The 16,556-nt window shown below is 54.0% G+C and carries 10 protein-coding genes, 1 tRNA gene and 3 pseudogenes; 5 read left to right on the forward strand and 9 right to left on the reverse strand.

The window, feature by feature from the left end; genetic code table 11:
* Positions 1-4: 4 nt before the first annotated feature.
* A pseudogene (locus I9H09_RS27070) lies at positions 5-1,024 on the reverse strand (methyl-accepting chemotaxis protein); the annotation flags it as partial.
* A 372-nt stretch (positions 1,025-1,396) separates the two neighbouring features.
* On the opposite strand from I9H09_RS27070, the pseudogene I9H09_RS27075 reads away from it, so the two are divergent.
* Both I9H09_RS27075 and I9H09_RS27080 read left to right on the forward strand, forming a co-directional pair.
* A pseudogene (locus I9H09_RS27075) lies at positions 1,397-2,371 on the forward strand (cache domain-containing protein); the annotation flags it as partial.
* 120 nt (positions 2,372-2,491) lie between these two features.
* Positions 2,492-3,277 (forward strand): methyl-accepting chemotaxis protein, encoded by a 786-nt coding sequence (locus tag I9H09_RS27080; protein WP_413469779.1) that lies wholly within the window; start codon positions 2,492-2,494, stop codon positions 3,275-3,277.
* A gap of 113 nt (positions 3,278-3,390) precedes the next feature.
* Here the strand turns inward: I9H09_RS27080 and I9H09_RS04380 are convergent, their stop codons facing one another.
* Positions 3,391-3,654, reverse strand: a complete 264-nt coding sequence (locus tag I9H09_RS04380) for a hypothetical protein (protein ID WP_005887007.1) — start codon at positions 3,652-3,654, stop codon at positions 3,391-3,393.
* Between the two features lie 295 nt (positions 3,655-3,949).
* Positions 3,950-4,714, reverse strand: coding sequence for a hypothetical protein (locus I9H09_RS04385; RefSeq protein ID WP_005891064.1), 765 nt, complete (start codon positions 4,712-4,714; stop codon positions 3,950-3,952).
* 369 nt (positions 4,715-5,083) lie between these two features.
* Here I9H09_RS04385 and I9H09_RS04390 point away from each other — a divergent pair.
* Positions 5,084-6,246 (forward strand): IS3 family transposase gene (locus tag I9H09_RS04390; protein ID WP_122346372.1). Its coding sequence is split into 2 segments (ribosomal slippage): positions 5,084-5,339 and positions 5,339-6,246, totalling 1,164 coding nucleotides; the frame shifts between segments, so codons are not numbered across the junction.
* 189 nt (positions 6,247-6,435) lie between these two features.
* On the opposite strand, the gene I9H09_RS04395 is transcribed toward I9H09_RS04390, so the two are convergent.
* The 5 genes and pseudogenes from I9H09_RS04395 to I9H09_RS04415 all read right to left on the reverse strand — a co-directional run bounded on the left by I9H09_RS04395 (position 6,436) and on the right by I9H09_RS04415 (position 10,566).
* Positions 6,436-7,332, reverse strand: a complete 897-nt coding sequence (locus I9H09_RS04395) for a LysR family transcriptional regulator (RefSeq protein WP_053931880.1) — start codon at positions 7,330-7,332, stop codon at positions 6,436-6,438.
* Positions 7,333-7,499: 167 nt separating this feature from the next.
* Positions 7,500-8,492, reverse strand: coding sequence for a zinc-dependent alcohol dehydrogenase family protein (locus tag I9H09_RS04400; RefSeq protein ID WP_122347658.1), 993 nt, complete (start codon positions 8,490-8,492; stop codon positions 7,500-7,502).
* Between the two features lie 286 nt (positions 8,493-8,778).
* Positions 8,779-9,125: pseudogene (locus I9H09_RS04405) on the reverse strand (hypothetical protein); the annotation flags it as partial.
* Positions 9,126-9,250: 125 nt separating this feature from the next.
* Positions 9,251-9,327: transfer RNA gene (locus I9H09_RS04410), tRNA-Met, on the reverse strand.
* Positions 9,328-9,444: 117 nt separating this feature from the next.
* On the reverse strand, positions 9,445-10,566 hold the full coding sequence (locus I9H09_RS04415) for a J domain-containing protein (protein ID WP_122347656.1): 1,122 nt from the start codon (positions 10,564-10,566) through the stop codon (positions 9,445-9,447).
* A 1,372-nt stretch (positions 10,567-11,938) separates the two neighbouring features.
* Between I9H09_RS04415 and I9H09_RS27085 the strand changes: the two genes are divergently transcribed.
* Positions 11,939-12,964, forward strand: coding sequence for a methyl-accepting chemotaxis protein (locus tag I9H09_RS27085; RefSeq protein WP_371906479.1), 1,026 nt, complete (start codon positions 11,939-11,941; stop codon positions 12,962-12,964).
* Positions 12,965-13,141: 177 nt separating this feature from the next.
* The gene (locus tag I9H09_RS04425) at positions 13,142-14,155 is read left to right on the forward strand and encodes a glycosyltransferase family 2 protein (protein ID WP_122347397.1); all 1,014 of its coding nucleotides are present in this window, start codon (positions 13,142-13,144) and stop codon (positions 14,153-14,155) included.
* A 265-nt stretch (positions 14,156-14,420) separates the two neighbouring features.
* On the opposite strand, the gene I9H09_RS04430 is transcribed toward I9H09_RS04425, so the two are convergent.
* On the reverse strand, positions 14,421-15,842 hold the full coding sequence (locus tag I9H09_RS04430; RefSeq protein ID WP_122347086.1) for a rhamnan synthesis F family protein: 1,422 nt from the start codon (positions 15,840-15,842) through the stop codon (positions 14,421-14,423).
* Positions 15,843-16,556: the final 714 nt, after the last annotated feature.

Consider the following 16,556-nt stretch of genomic DNA (forward strand, 5'->3'; position numbering starts at 1 on the left):
CGCGGCGAGTTACCGCCAGTGTCTGGGTAAGGTCGCCGGACGCGATGCGATCGACCACTGCCAGGGTTTCCTTGAGCGGGCGAGTAATCTGTCGAGTGATGATCACCGCCGCAATGATGCCCAGGATCATGGCCAGCAGCGTGCAGACGATCTGTGTGGTGCGAGCCTGCGCGCTTTCCTGATCGCGGCGATCCAGTTGCAGTCGGTACATGTCTTCACTGATCTTGACGATGTCCTGACCCTGCACGGTCATTTCCTTGCGCGCCTGGGCAATCTGCGCGCTGGCGGTTTTGAAATTCTGCAGGGTAGCGCGGTACGCCAGAAGCGAGGTTTCCAGCTGCCTGAGCTGATCGGCCTCAGCACTGTTAAACGTGGCTTTCAGAGTGCCCAGATCCTTGATGGCGGTATCCAGTTTCGCAAAGGCTGCCTGCTCGTTCTCTGGCGTGACATTGGTGGTATAGCCACGCACGTCATACCGGGCAAGCCTCAGGTTGTCCTTGGCGTCGGTGATGATCCGGTATTGCTCGAACCGGTTGGCATCGGCTGGATCCATATTTTTGACTTCAGTCTGCAACTGCTCGAACACGTTGAGGCTTTTGACGGCATGCGTGGTCAGTTCATCACGCGCCGCATTGCTGGCCTTGTAACCGCTGCGCATGTTGTTCAGGGAAGTCTGATAGTCGTTGATGACGGCAGACAGTTGTTCAAGCATCTTCACGTTCTCGGGACTCTTGAACGTGGCCAACAGTTTTTGCTGCTGTGCCTTGAAACTTTCCAGCGAAGTCTGCACAGTCTCGGCAACTTTCTCGTCACCGTCGGCGACCATGTATTGCAGGCGGGTAACACGCAGCTTGGTCAACTGTGCATTGAGCGAAGTGATGTCGCTCATCCAGTTGCTGCGGTTAATCAGTCCACCCATGCTGGTCCAGCCAGTCAGCGCAATAATGGCAGTAAAAACAAGTACCAGACCGAACCCGACGGCCAGCTTCATGTTGACACTGATGTTTGCAAACCAGCTACTCATCCATTTCTCCAGAAACAGCCATTAAAGCAATTGCCCCCTGAATGGCATGGCATACAGGACAGGGGTAGCGTGTGATATACAGACCCTATCGGCAGGCGTCCGCCAAGCTGAAATAAAAAAAGCTGAAAGTCTGAAAAAGCCGACAGACGTTGGTTCGACCCGGTCATGCGCCCTTGGACATCGGGATAAAAAGTTGCCGCAAAGCGTGAAATAGAGCGTTGCCTTCCTGCAGTAAAAGGTAAACGATGTCTGTACGCGGGCCGTTAAACCTTATCTTCTTTGGGCTTATTGTTTTGCCGAGAACACGCCCCTCATGTGAGACACGTTGCGCTGCGATTTGAACCTCCCTCTGTCCTGTTGAGATGCCTCATTATGAATTTGAAGTTCCGTCAGAAGATTCTTCTGGCTGCGTCCTGTGTCGTGGTATTGGCATTTGCCTTGTTCACGTTCTACAACGATTACTTGCAGCGCACTACCATCAATCAGAACCTTGAGTCTTCGGTAGGGCAGGCGGGGCAACTGACGGCCAGCAGTGTGCAGAACTGGCTCGGCGGGCGCATCCTGGTGCTGGAAAACCTTACCCAGAACGTGGCTTATCAGGGCGTGAATTCAGACCTCAGCGGCCTGCTGTCTCAATCCTCGCTGGCCTCGACTTTTCAGTTCACTTACGTGGGTGATAGCAAAGGCGCGTTCACTCAGCGACCAAACGTTGATATGCCGGCAGGCTACGATCCTCGTCAACGGCCTTGGTACAAGTCCACGGTCGATGCTGGCAAAACCATTCTGAGTGCGCCTTACCTGGCTTCCGTCGGTGGCCTGGTGGTGACGATCGCCAGCCCGGTCAAGACGGATGGTCAGGTGTCCGGTGTGGTGGGCGGCGACCTGAGCCTTGATACGCTGGTCAAGATCATCAACTCGGTCGAGTTCGGTGGCATCGGCTACGCTTTTCTGGTCAATGGTGATGGACAGATCATCGTCAGCCCCGACAAAGAGCAGGTCATGAAAAACCTGAAGGATATCTATCCCGGGCAGACCCTCAGCCTGGACGCGCGCTTGCGTGAGGTCACGTTAAACGGCCAGCAGAGGCTGCTGTCGTTCACCCCGATCACCGGGCTGCCTTCGGCCAACTGGTACATCGGCCTGTCGATCGACAAGGAAAAGGCATATGCCCCCCTGAGCCAGTTTCGCAGCTCGGCGATCGTGGCGGTGCTGATTGCCGTGGCTGTCATTGCCTTGCTGCTGAGCCTGCTGATTCGTGCATTGATGCGCCCGCTGACCGATATGGGCCGTGCAATGCAGGATATTGCTCAAGGGGAGGGCGACCTGACCCGTCGTCTGAGTATTCAGGGCAAGGACGAGTTTGCCGAACTGGGCGGCTCGTTCAACCAGTTTGTGGAGCGTGTGCACGCGTCCATCGCTGAAGTGTCATCGGCCACGTTGCAGGTGCATGACCTGTCGCAACGTGTCGTGAACTCTTCCAATTCCTCGATCGTCGGTTTCGATGAGCAGAGCGCGCGTACCAACAGCGTCGCGGCCGCGATCAATGAACTGGGTGCTGCAACTCAGGAAATCGCCCGCAATGCGTCCGATGCCTCTATCCAGGCCAGTGAAGCCCGCACGCAAGCCGAAGACGGTCAGGTGGTGGTGGAGAAAACCATCCACGCCATGAGCGAGTTGTCGACCAAGATCAGTGAGTCCTGCACGCAGATCGAACAGCTCAATGCCAGCACCGACAACATCGGTCATATCCTTGATGTCATCAAGGGCATTTCGCAACAGACCAACCTGCTGGCCCTCAACGCAGCCATCGAGGCAGCGCGCGCCGGTGAAGCCGGACGTGGGTTCGCCGTCGTGGCCGATGAAGTACGCAACCTGGCCCATCGCACGCAAACATCTGCCGACGAGATTCACAAGATGATCGGCGGCCTGCAAACCGGCTCTCAGCACGCGGTGCTAAACATGAATGAAAGCCAGATATCGAGCCAGGACAATGTCGAAGTCGCCAATCAGGCAGGCAGTCGACTGCGTGACGTGACCCGCCGCATCGGCGAGATCGACGGCATGAACCAGTCTGTGGCAGCCGCCACCGAAGAACAGACTGCTGTCGTCGAAACGCTCAACATCGACATCAACCAGATCAACACCCTCAACCAGCAGGGCGTCGCCAACCTGAACGAAACCCTCAAGGATTGTGCTGCGCTTTCGCAGCAGGCCGGGCGTTTGAAGCAGTTGGTGGAAAGCTTCAAGATTTGAGCAGAATCATTAGACCACTACAGTCAGCGAGACCGGACCACGTGAGTGTGGTCCGGGGTTTGAGGTGGAAGCGATGGGGCGGTTGGCTGAGTCGCCATCAGAAAAGCTGGCCGCTACAGATCCTTTTTAACCTCTTTATCAATGTGCTTATCAGCCTTGTGACGCTCTTTGTCGTCATGCTTCGCGCCCTTGTCGACCTCATCGGCATCGTGTTTCATGCCTTTGTCCACTTCCTTGGCGTCATGATCAACACCTTTATCCAGCTCACGATTATCGTGGCGGACACCCTTTTCGAGCTCGCTTTCTGCAAACGCAACGGGCGCTAAAGTGCCTGCCAGGAAGAGGGCGGCAGTCATTGAGAGGACGAGTTTTTTCATGCTTTGCTCCTTTGGAAAATACTGGCTCTTCATGAGTCAACATTTTCGAGCATAGACCAGGTCTTCAGAGTGACAACGCGATTAAGCGAAAGGCAGGTGAGAGAGGAAGTTGTACGCCAGAAACAAGAAAGCCCGCACTAGGCGGGCTTCTTGTTTGGTCTGCAGACTTCGAAAAGTCATCAGACCGGTACTACACAGTCATTTGAACTGGATGATTAAGCCTCTGTATTTGTTGGTTTTTATACTGGGTCATAAATCTGGGCATACAGGTGGGCATACAAGGGCCTGTTCGTTGTCAGCTTTTTGGGCTTTCCTTGGTGGGCTCCTCAAGAGCCTTCTCCCTAGCCTTCAGATCAGCCTGGCGAACGACCCGACCGGACTTGTCGTCGATTTTAAACACGGTCTGATCGACTAGCAGGAAGGTGCTCTTGCTATCGGCCAGAATGAGATGGCCGGTCAGCCTCACCTGTTTGTCAGTGACGATTGTTTGAAGGCTCTCCAATCCATGTGGTGTTTTCAGATGTGTGAATTTGGTGAAATCCTTTTGACCTTCGTCTATGCCCTTATTTACGCCAATAGCTGGAGCGAAGAATGCTACAAACATCGAGATCCCGATCCACGTAGACAAGCCGATAATCACTTCCGCTTTTAGCCGCTTGGTGATTACCGTAACGAAAACTGCAGCTAAGAGAACGAACGCCAATGCCATCAGGCCAGGGCCAATGATCGGAAAAGAATTCGAGGCCCTGAGAGCACCTGTCAGTATGTTTATGTACCCCTGCAACAACAGGGTGGGCGTGCTTAGCGCAAGCTCATTGGTATTTATCCCGAATTGTTCGTAGTACCCCACCATGTGTGAGTACCCGTAAATCACTAGGGCCGTCTGCGAGGCGACTGCACCTAAAGTCACCAGCTTTAACGCCAGATCCGTATTGGTTTTGGAGTCCTGAGATGTTGCCGTGCTTGGAGCTGGGGGTGGTTGGTTGGGTGAGTGTGAGACTTCAAGGGCCACGGGTGTCATCAGTTTCACGTTGATCGTTTTATCTCTGTTCCAGAACATTTCGCTTCCCTACGAGCATCGAAAGGCAACGAACATACCCTCATATCCCATACCCAGGCCAGAGCCTTTGCAAAGAGCGCTGGGGACCCTGTAGTTTTCACGAAAGCACGGGGCATGAAACCCGCGTGGGTTTGGTAGCTGCTGCTCGGTTGACGTTGGTTGACAGTTGACGGGTTGACAGCAGCACATCAGTAGCTGAAGGAATGAACATCTGGGTTCACCACCCGATTGGGTGAGTTCACCGGGCTCACCAGTTCACTAAGCTGTGAAAACGTCGGCTACTCAAGATGCGCGGGTTCGGGGGTGTAGTGGTCTAATGATTCCGGACACTCATTTAGGCGAGAATATCGCCAGATATAGAGGTGTCTGATGACCAAGCAACGCCGTACCTTCTCCGCTGAATTCAAACGTGAGGCCGCAGGCCTCGTGCTCGATCAAGGTTATAGCCATGTCGAAGCTTCTCGCTCGCTTGGAGTGGTCGAGTCTGCGCTGCGTCGCTGGGTTAGCCAGCTCCAGCAGGAGCGCAATGGCGTGACGCCTCAGAGCAAAGCCCTGACGCCCGAGCAGCAGAAAATTCAGGAGCTGGAAGCGCGCATCGCTCGTCTTGAGCGGGAGAAATCCATTTTAAAAAAGGCTACCGCGCTCTTGATGTCGGAAGAACACGAGCGCTTGCGCTGATCGATCAGCTAGGTGCCCATGAGCCGATCGAATTGCTGTGCGAGATGTTCGAGACACCTCGCTCGTGCTACTACGACCATTGCCAGCGGCGTCGGGCTCCAGACACCGAGCGGGTTCGTTTACTCAGTCGAGTCAATGAGCTGTTCGGGCAAAGTCGAAGCGCTGCTGGCAGCCGCAGTATCGTTTCGGTATTGCAGGAAGATGGCGAGCAAATTGGCCGGTTCAAGGTACGTGGCCTGATGCGGGAACTGGGATTAATCAGCAAGCAACCTGGCTCTCATGCTTATAAAAAAGCAACAGTGGAGAGGCCTGACATTCCGAACATTTTGAATCGGCAGTTCGATGTACCCGCGCCCAATCAGGTTTGGTGTGGCGACATCACCTACATCTGGGCGCAAGGAAAATGGCATTACCTGGCGGTGGTTATGGATCTTTATGCGCGTCGGGTGGTGGGCTGGGCGTTTTCAAACAAACCGGACACGGACTTGGTCATCAAGGCGCTGGACATGGCTTATGAGCAACGCGGCAAGCCTCAGGGCCTGCTGTTTCACTCAGATCAGGGCTCCCAATATGGGAGCCGACAGTTTCGCCAGCGGCTTTGGCGATACCGCATGCGCCAGAGCATGAGTCGCCGAGGTAATTGCTACGACAACTCGCCGATGGAGCGTGTATTCCGCAGCTTGAAAACCGAGTGGATACCCGCCGTGGGCTACATGACGGCCCAAGAGGCACAGCGGGATATCAGTCATTATCTGATGCATCGCTACAACTGGGTTCGGCCACACCAGTTCAATAATGGACTGGCACCCGCTCAGTACGAGAAAAAACTTAACGTCGTGTCCGGGATCAGTTGACCACTACAGGGGGACTCTTTTCTCCGACATTATCTTCCTCTCACTTAAAAGGCTTGCGTACTGCGATAGCCGCACCCTGACCGATTGGCGCCATATTCGGGTGGAGAGAAAGGTACTTGTAGACGGAGGAGGGATAAATCCATTAACGAGTCATGAACTGTTATTCAATTAATACCAACGGGCCGCGTGCTAACGCCTTTTCTCTTCAAATAGCGCACTTACCCACTCGACGAATACCCGCACATTGGGTGAAAGATGACGTCGATCTGGAAACAATACGGAAACGGTCTTTGGCTCGACTGAAACATCCGGCAATACCTCTATCAGACGCCCGCTGTCGATATATCGCTTCAACGCCGGTCGTAGTCCCTGCACCATCCCGATCCCCGCCAACGCGCAGTAAAGCAACGCCTCGGCGTTGTCGACGACAATGCCGCTGCGCATCTTCACATTGATAGTTTTACCGTTGGCCCTAAAGCGCCAGGGCATGATCTGGCGGCGCTGCTCAACCATGAAATTGACTGCCAAGTGGGCCTGCAAATCATCCAGCGTATCGGGTAAGCCATGTTTCTTTATGTAGGCGGGAGCCGCGCAGGTCACCAACGCTACCTCGCCGATACGTTTGGCAATCAGGCTCGAATCATCCAGATCACCGAGCCTCACGGAACAATCGATGCCGTCCGCAATAAGGTCGTTCAGGTTGTCAGAGGCCCCCAAAGATATTTCCAGGCCAGGGTAGCGTTCCATGAACTCGGGCAGTCGAGGGATGATCACCGCGTGACCGAGTACGGTCTGCATGTCGATCCTGAGCTTGCCTCGCGGCGCACGAGTCGGCGAAAACAATTCCAGTGTTTCCGCTAGTTCACTGAGTAATTTTAGGCTGCGTTCGTAGAACTCGTCGCCAGCGGGTGTGGTGTTCACTCTGCGCGTGGTGCGGTGTAAAAGCTGCACGCCCAGTTCGTGCTCTAGATTCTGGATGATCTTGGAGACTGCCGGACGATGCACATTGAGCGCCTCAGCCGCTTTGGTGTAGCTGCCCTGGTCAACCACTGCAACGAACATTTGCATGGCTTCAATCAGGTTCATCGCCAGCCTCCATTTTAGTGGGCGTTGGGCCACACGTACTCTGCACTGAGGACGATAGCGAAGTGATGCTTGTCTCTCCTAGGCAACAAAGTAAAATAAACCATCACCGCGTGGGGAGTAAACATCGATGGCGTACGGCAGCCAATCTGGCTGCCGAAGTATGTTACTCAGTCAACCACGACGACGATCTTGCCGATCTGCGCGTTCGACTCCATTCTGCGATGTGCTGCCGCGATGTCAGTAAGCGGGAAGACCTGATCGATGACCGGCTTGAGTTGACCGCCCGCCAAGCCTTTGGTGACGAACGCCTTGGCATTGGCTAGCTTTTGCATATCCATGGTGATTTCGAATAGCTCGTAGCCGCGCACGGTCAGATGCTTGCCAAGAATGTCAAAGACGGGAACCGGAATATCGCGGTGATCCAGTGCACCGTACTGAAAGAAGATCCCGGCATTGGCCATGGACTTGATAAGCTTGGTTGCCTCGGGGCCGCCAACGGGGTCGAAAACGATACGCGCACCTTTGCCATCAGTGATCGCTGCCACCTCGGCAATCAGATCCTCTTCCTGGGTGGCGATGACATATTTTGCACCCGCATCCAGCAATGCCTGACGCTTGGCACTTGTGCGGGTAAGGGCCACCGGGATCGCTCCCTGCATATTGGCGATCTGGATCGCTGCCAGCCCGACACTGCTCGACGCAGCCGGGATGAGCACGGTTTCACCAGTCTGCAGATTTCCATACTCAATCAAGGCGCCGTACGCAGTAACAAACATCATCCAGCTGGCCGCTGCCTCTACGAAGCTGAGATTGGACGGATGCTTGACGACAGCATGCGCAGGCGCATTGACCACCTCACCATACATGCCGTAATCAGCGAAAGAGAACGCCGGCACGACACTGACTATGTCACCAGGCACAACGTCGCGGACCTCACTGCCAACCGCGCGGACAATCCCGGCCGCTTCATAGCCTAGCTTCGCCGGGAACTGGGGCTCAATCACGTATTGCCCAGTGCGGTACATGATTTCAGCACGGTTAAGGCCGATGGCTTTGACGTCGATCTGGACCTCACTGTTTTTCGGCGCCGGTACAGCGACTTCATCGAGAGTCAGAACATCAGCGTCACCAGTACGGTGAAAGTGGACAACCTTGGACATGGCACACCTCATTAATGGCTACTTCTGAAAAGTTATGCCCATGTTACTGACCTTCTTGCCTGCGAGAGAGCGCTGATCGGCTCACAGATTGGTACTCGAAAAGAACCAATCCCTGGCTGATAGGGAAATGAAAAGGCCACAGGGATACCGTGGCCTTTTCATTAAGCGGGGCGTTATTTAGCGCTCAGAGTTAACTGGGTTTCGGTACTCAACCGGCACCCAGCTTTAGCCCTTTTCTTCTTTGCGCAAATGTCCGATACCAAGAAAGGGCAGGTGAGCCGCTGCCACCTGCAGCGGCGGCGAGGCCAAAGCTAGCGGCGGCACGGTGAGCTTGTCCGCTGGCCGACGCGGGTAACGATTGGGCGATAAAGCCTTCCAGCGTGCGGCGCAGGATGGCGGACCGCGCATGGCGTTTGTCGGGCTCACACAGCGCTATGAGAAAGGCGGTGAGCGGTGTGCGGTAGTATTCGCAACTCGCGCTTTGAGTGCGTTCGACAGCGCCGCTGCGTCATCGAAGCCGTTCAATGCCTCGCACATGCCCAAGACTTTGCTGGCGTCGGCTGGAATAGCGGGTATACGCACTTCCATGCCCGCTTTCAGCTCCTAGTTTGCTTTGGCCATGTGCTGGGCCAGCATATGCCGCAGTGGGCTTGGAAAAAATGAAGGGAGATAGGATGAACAGCCAGAAACAAGAAAGCCCGCACTAGGCGGGCTTCTTGTTTGGTCTGCAGACTTCGAAAAGTCATCAGACCGGTACTTGGTGGCTACACAGGGACTTGAACCCCGGACCCCAGCATTATGAATGCTATGCTCTAACCAACTGAGCTATGTAGCCAAGTGGCGCGCATTATTCTCGGAGAACGCATATGTGTCAAGCGTTGTTGTGAAAAATAATGGCGTGCGATCAACCGGTTAGGTGGCAGCCCTCGCGCATGGTGTGTTTTTCCGGGCTTTAGCGGAACAAGGTATCCAGCAACTCCAGGTCATCGAATTCCTCAGCCCTTTCGAGCAGCTCTGCCATATCCCGCTGAGCCCTAAGCCACGCCTTGAGGTTTTTCGGGTCGGCCAGTTCCTGCAGTTCATCCTGTGACTCATCGAGATGCTCACGAATAGCCTTGAGCTGCTTCGCACATTTGCCGTTGACGGTCTTCGGCCTGATGTCCTCGTAGGGGTCCATCAGGAATCGCTCGCGAATCATCATCTTGCGATCGTGGATTTCGTCCTCCAGCTCCCTCAGTTGCTCACTCAGGATCCGGTTGAAGTGCTTGAGGCGTTTTTCGGAGATGCTGTCGATGTGCGTCTGGTCGATCTGCTCGATCTCCATTTGCATCTGCAGCAACGCCAGCAGGTTTTCATTTTCATAGGCCTCATTGACCCGCTGCATCAGCGCAGTCTTGCGCTCGCGCTCTTCACTGTCCTGCTCCCGGTCCGGATGCAGCGCGCTGGCCAGCTTGCGGTAGATTTCGCGCAATGACTGGGTGCCTTCTGCTGCTTCCTGTTCGCGGCGTATTTCGCTGGCTGTGGGCTTTTTCGGCTTTTGGGCGCCTTGCTCCTGGTCGGCTTGCTCTTTCATCTTCTCGGCAACGTGCCGAGTGACATCCTCTACCGAGCTCAGGTCGACATCGTCGCCCAGTTCCACCCCCAACTCTGCTTCCAGTGAAGCTTTGAAACGTTGGTTTTCAAGACGCTCGTTCTCATCGAAATCGATGCCGGTGTATTTGAAATACAGACGCTTCAATTCGTCGTCGTGGTCCCCGCCCTGAAGCGACACTGTCATGACACAGATGATTTCCAGCAGGGTGGCGCGGTCTTTCTTGCTCAGCCGGACTTGATCGAGGGCGTTGTCGAGCAGGCGTAGCTTGTTTATCTCATTCTCGGATTGTTCGTTGATCATCGGCAGCAATTCGTTGACCCACAGTTGGTCACACGTAGTTGAAACCGAGAGCCATTGCTCCAGAAGCTTGCGTCGGGTTTCGAGCTTCTCCATCAGCGTGTTGAATTTTTTCTGGCCCGCGCTGAGTTGAGGCCTGGAAGGTTGCGCAACGATGCGCGGGGGCTTAGGCGGCGTGATCATGAGACCTCCTTTATAAAGGCGAGATCGCGGATGGCTAATCAGCAAATGTCTGCAAGTCTACTTTTTTAGGGATTCTTCGGCGGTGAATAATTTGCTGCTGTAAAAACGTTTTTCCGCTCATTGGGCGGTCCGGTTCTTGCTTGGGTGTGTTTGATGCGTCAATTACAACGCTATTTGCTGAGCAAGCGAATGAGTGGCATGTATTTCGCCTCAATCTGAGGCGACATGTATCGCCAATGAAACAAGAACATGGCATTTTGCTGTCATTGTATTTCGAAAATAAAAAGGCATCGCCTCTGTTCGTTCAGGTACGGCCGGTGTTCACGGGGAGTTGCAGGACATGAACAGTCTTTTGTCACCGGGCATGCGCCTGATGGGGCGATTTGGTTTTGCTCGCAAGTTTCAGGTCTTGTTTCTGCTGTTTATATTGCCGCTGGTGGGCAGCGCCTGGTTCATCACCAAGGACTACCGCAACAAGCTCGACGTGATTTCAGGCGAGCAGTCCGGTGTACGGCAATTGCTGGCACTTGATGACCTGAACGTCGAACTGTCTGCTCAGCGTGATCACGCGGCGCGCTGGAAAGCTGCCGATATTCTTCGTGAACCGACACCTGCCGCCAAGGAAGCGATGATCAGTGTTGATGCCGGCATTGCGCGCATCACCAAGGCGCTGGAGGGTGTGAGTGCGGCGCTGGCCCGGGAAAACGCGCCTGCCGATACGATGGCCCGTTACAAAGAATTGCAGGCCGCAGTCACTGGGCTGGATACCGCCTCGTTACGTACCGTGGGCTGGTGGCCGGATGGCTATGATCGGTTCTCGACCTTACTGAATCTGGTCCAGGCTCTGCGTGAACAGATCGCAATGGACAGCGGCTTGATCCTCGATCTGTGGCTTGAAACCTACATGCTCATGCAGCTCTCCACGCAGCAAGTGCCTGACTTGATTGAGCGCATCGGTCGCTTGTCCAGCGTTGGCCAGACCTCGGTCGCTGCAGGCCAGTTCAGCCTGCAAAGCCGTTTGCAGATGCGTGATCTGCGTGGCCGAATCGATGACTCGAAAGAACAGATGAACAAGGCAGCCGGCCTGTTGCTCTCCAAGCTGCCTGAGCAACTGCAGCCTTGGGCGGACAAATATGCTGGAGTCAAACAAGTGCTGGAAAGCGAGCTGAAAGTGATTGATGACGGTGTCTTTGGCGGGAGCATAAAGCTCAAGCCGCAGGAGTTCGAGAAGAGCATCGACAACTTGACCGCCAGCACGTCCGATCTGCGCAAACACTCGCTCGAAGCCCTCAATAGCCGGCTCGATTATTACCACGAATCTTCCAATATGGAGTTCATCCCGCTGGCGGTGGTCTTCGGGATTCTCGTGGCCATGGCGGTGTATCTGTTCGCATGTCTGCAATCCTCCATCCGTAACAGCGCCAGCGGCATCACCACGCTGGCCGAGTCCCTGCGTGACGGCAACCTGTGCGTGGAAGTGCCGGTGCAGGGGCGTGACGAACTCGCATCCATCAGTAGGGCGCTGAACGTTGCAGTCGTGCAATTGCGTACCAGCCTGCTGGGTGTCAATCAGGAGACCGTGCGCGTCGGCGACGCTGTGTTGATCCTGACCGCCCAGTCCAGCGGAACGCTAAACGAGGTCGAAGACCAGCAACAGCAGATCAGCCAGATTGCAGCGGCCGCGACCGAACTGGCAGCCACCTCCCAAGGCGTTGCCAGAAGCTGCGAGCAGGCCTCGGAGAGCGCGCGACATACTCGCCGTATTGCCGAGCAAAGCAGCGAGGACAGCCTGCGCACCACTGACAGCATCCAGCAGCTCAACCAGCGTCTGACCGAAACCGCCGCCGCACTGGGGCGGGTCAGTGAGCAGGGCCAGCAGATCCAGTCAGTCGTGGACGCCATTCGTGGCATCGCCGAGCAGACCAACCTGCTGGCACTCAACGCAGCCATCGAAGCCGCGCGGGCAGGCGAGCAAGGCCGCGGGTTTGCCGTGGTCGCCGACGAAGTGCGCAGCCTTTCACAGCGTACTCAGGCATCCACCGCACAGATCGCCGGAACGGTCGACAGCTTGCGCTCGACCGTGACCCAGGCCGTGAACTTGATGGAGGCTGCCTGCGGCCAGGCGGTCAACGATGCGCAATCGGTAACAGGGCTTGGCGTTCGTCTGGGAGAAATCGCCACTGCCGTGCAGAGCGTCGCTGATACGTTGGCGCAGATATCGACAGCCGTAGAAGAACAGGCCTCGACTGCCGATGAAGTCAGCAGCAATATCCAGCAGGTCGATCAGGCTGCCGGACGCTTGCTGGAGGGTGCACGAGCGGTCAATCATGCAGCGGATACGCTGAGCCAGGGCAGCCGGGCGTTGAATGATAATACGGCGCGGTTCCGGTTGAGTTGAGCAGGCAGTTTGACGCCTCAATCAAAAAAACGGCGGAGTCGAACCCCGCCGATTTGCTTGTGTTTGGGGTTGTGATACATGAAAAGTTGGATCAAAGGCCGCGTAATCAATCATTTGATGACTGACGGAATACGATACAAAGCGTAAAATGCGCGGTTTTTGCAGGCGAAAGGTTTCTTGAAAACGCAGCTTCCCGAAGAACAAAGGTCGGACAGTCTCAGCCCGCTGCAAGGTCGAGGCTCGTCCGAGGCTGGCGATCGCTTTTCGGGTCATCCACGCGTCGCCATTTTGATGTGTACCTACAACGGTGCTGCATACCTTCGCGAGCAACTCGAATCGTTCGCTTCTCAGACGCTGCGCGACTGGACTCTGTATGTGTCCGACGATGCATCGACCGATGACACGCTTCGGGTCTTGTCCGAATACCAGACTCGTTGGGGAAGCGAGCGATTGGTGGTGTTCAACGGGCCCTGCAAAGGCTTCGCAGAAAACTTTATCTCTCTGGTTAAACGCCCTGAAATAGACGCCGATTATTTCGCGTTCAGCGATCAGGATGACGTCTGGTTCAGCGACAAGCTGAAGAGAAGTGTCGATTGTCTTGAACTGATAAAACGCGGCACGCCAGCGCTTTACTGCTCTAGAACCCGACTGGTCGATGCAGGCCTGAAAGTAATAGGCGTTTCTCCGCAGTTCAAAAAAACCCCGTCCTTTAAGAACGCCCTGGTTCAGAGCCTGGCGGGCGCCAACACAATGCTGATCAACCAGCCTGCGCGTGATTTACTGGTCCAGTTACCCGAACACGCTCCGCTGATTGCCCATGACTGGCTCACCTACCTTCTGGTAACAGGGTGCGGCGGTCAGGTTTTCTATGATCCCGAGCCCTGCCTCTATTACCGTCAGCACTGCGGAAACCTGATCGGTGCCAACGCCAGTACTCGCGACAGACTGATACGTTTTCGCAAAATGCTTTCAGGACGATTCATCGAGTGGAACGATGCGAACGTGGCGACTCTGAAGGGGATGGAAGCCATGCTCACTGAAGAAAACCGAAACGTGCTGGCGCATTTCGACAATGGCCGTCGGCAGTCTTTTTTCAAGCGAGTGACCACACTCCGCAAGTCCGGGGTGTACCGGCAGACAGTCCAGGGCAACTTGAGCTTGATGTTGGCTGTGTGCCTGGGGCTTGTTTAGACTGCTATATACGTTTGCTGATCACAAAGGTGAGAAGCTATTTCTGTCGGTTTAAAAAGTCGTCTTGATTTATACGGCGACCACACTATTTGTAGCGTCAACCTTTCGAGAGAGTATCTGCGAGCTGGGCTCAATGTTAAGGGCCTGCAATACCTTCACTTGAGACAAGGTCTATGAGGCGCCAGCTTAAACATGTTCCGTCATAATAAAGCCTGGAGCCCATGAGCTGGCAGGGTGCCGTATGCTTATGGGCTCTAGGTTGTACTCAGTTTGCTGATAAATTAGCAAGTTGAGGAATGAGCGAGGTGTCGTAATGCGCCGCGTTGAGAAGGGTTTTAATATGTTGAAGAGTGTCAATGTTTGAGTTTTTTACCACCTCAAATTTTAGAAATGGGAAACCTTCGTTTAAGAGTTTTTCCCAATTAAATACAGTGGCATTATTTTCACTCGCTTTCTGGAAGATACAGTCTGTCTTTAGTCCAGAGGCCCGGAGTATGCTGGTAAAGGTTATCTCGTAATCGCGAATGACTTTGCTTTTGTCGTTATGGTTAACAACGCTCAACCAGAATTTCTTAAAGCTATCTGACTGAATTGCTTTCTCGCGAAAAACTAAAAAGAAGCTCTGCAGGTGACTGGCATGTTCAATATTCTCAACGAGGCCAATGACATCTGCGTCGCTAGACCGTACCTTGTTCATGAGCGCTGGTCCGCTAACGCCAACAGGACCAATGATGCTGTCATTCGTCAAGATCAGCTCTTCGCAGTCCTCTAACCAGCTGTGTGTTTTGATGATGTGTGCCCATGCCGCGAAATCGAATCCTGTGTTTTGTCGTACAACAATGTTCGAGCAGGTTTCGCGAAGGCCTTCAGGTATTGTTACATCGTTAACATCAGAGGCTACTATAAGAAATACAGACAGATCCCCACGAGCAAGCTCTGCCGCGTAATCGCCTACATGGGGTTTTATTTTTCCATCGGGGCTGTGAGTGATTAGCAGCACGACTCGTTTAAATGGGCCTGATTTTTTCAGAGTGTTTATAAAGGCTGACTCCACTTCCTCATGCGCTTGGACAGGTTCTGCTCGCAGTAAAGGAACGCCGGCTTGCATGCCGGTCTGTAGGTAGTGTTTTAATGGGTTTTCAGAACATCCTGTGGTTTTTATATAGGCGGCTGAATCGAACCTTGGAGAAGGATTAAAGCCTTCTTTGCCATGTTTGATGAAGTGCGCCAAGGGTTCTTCAATCCCTATGTATTGTTTGTATTTCGCTGTGTAATATTCAGGTTCGAAAAAGGGGTTCGGCTCATAGCCTAGTCGGCTACCTATTTCCGAATAGTGAAACAAGCAATTCTTGGGGTGTAATTTCGAATCTGGGTGACAATCCATGTACCAGTTAGATCGGAAGAAAAGACTTGCCCACCTGCCCTCAGCACAACCGCCTGTTAGAAAATGCTCCGCTGGATCCAGGCCTGCACTAGCTACGTCAGGATTCTCACTCATGTAGAATTCAGAATCAAAAATACCGAGGCTGCGCAGCTGCTGCTTATCGATAGATATATCCTGATATCTCCGACCTTCTGCACGGCCAAAATCCAGATAATGCTGCGCAGGGTGCATATCTGCGGAAGCGACATCAGGGTTCAGGCGTAGGTATTCGACAGCAGAAAAATCAAAAGGCAGGCGGCTCATAATAGTAAATTGGCTCTTAAATTCAAGGCTAGATGCTACACATGCCGTTCCGGCCTGCGCAAGGTATGAACGTTGCCGGCTGCATTACGAACATCGTTTATAAAGAACTCAATTGTGAACGCTAAAGCACGGGTATACAACCTACCTTCTGTCGGTGCTCGTGTTTTTATCTTTTTAAATCATAAAGTTGCGTTGCTCATGTGATCCGGCACGCAGCGTAATCGTGGCGCTGTCACACTTGGCTGGTGGAATGGGATGCCGTGTTGCGCGTGAGTTTTTCACGAAGATGCGAAGCGACGAACCCTGCCAATGGGATCTCGCTGGCTTTAACTGCTGGCGCTTGACGGTTGTGGCTTATGGCGATGCCGCGCGACTGAGCGGCCATGGCCAATCTGTGCGGTTGAATGAGGCCCACACGCGCTTACTGGTACATCCGCCCGGTGGTGAGATTGATCAGATCCCCAGAATAGGCGTTATGTATCAACAGGTAAGGTGTGATTTTCGTGCGCATGTGGTAATCGAAGGTCAGAACAAGACCCTCCAGAATGATTTGAGTGTTGAGTGTTGAGTGTTGAGTGTTCAGGCTCAGAAAATGAGCGTGTGGAAGAGGAAAATTACAGCATTCTTTTCGTCTTCGCATAAACGCAATATGTGGTAGTTACGCTTGGTTTTGGGAGTCAGTGGGGAAAACCAACTGTGGTCGAAGGAGTGCGC

It is taken from the genome of Pseudomonas tremae (genome assembly GCF_023278125.1).
GTDB classification, from domain to species: Bacteria; Pseudomonadota; Gammaproteobacteria; order Pseudomonadales; family Pseudomonadaceae; genus Aquipseudomonas; species Aquipseudomonas tremae.

What these genes read in the sequence shown, in the direction of transcription:
- I9H09_RS04380 (WP_005887007.1), bottom strand. Translation starts at nt 3,654, where the DNA reads ATGAAAAAACTCGTCCTCTCAATGACTGCCGCCCTCTTCCTGGCAGGC.
- I9H09_RS04385 (WP_005891064.1), bottom strand. Translation starts at nt 4,714, where the DNA reads ATGTTCTGGAACAGAGATAAAACGATCAACGTGAAACTGATGACACCC.
- I9H09_RS04395 (WP_053931880.1), bottom strand. Translation starts at nt 7,332, where the DNA reads ATGAACCTGATTGAAGCCATGCAAATGTTCGTTGCAGTGGTTGACCAG.
- I9H09_RS04400 (WP_122347658.1), bottom strand. Translation starts at nt 8,492, where the DNA reads ATGTCCAAGGTTGTCCACTTTCACCGTACTGGTGACGCTGATGTTCTG.
- I9H09_RS04415 (WP_122347656.1), bottom strand. Translation starts at nt 10,566, where the DNA reads ATGATCACGCCGCCTAAGCCCCCGCGCATCGTTGCGCAACCTTCCAGG.
- I9H09_RS27085 (WP_371906479.1), top strand. Translation starts at nt 11,939, where the DNA reads ATGGCGGTGTATCTGTTCGCATGTCTGCAATCCTCCATCCGTAACAGC.
- I9H09_RS04430 (WP_122347086.1), bottom strand. Translation starts at nt 15,842, where the DNA reads ATGAGCCGCCTGCCTTTTGATTTTTCTGCTGTCGAATACCTACGCCTG.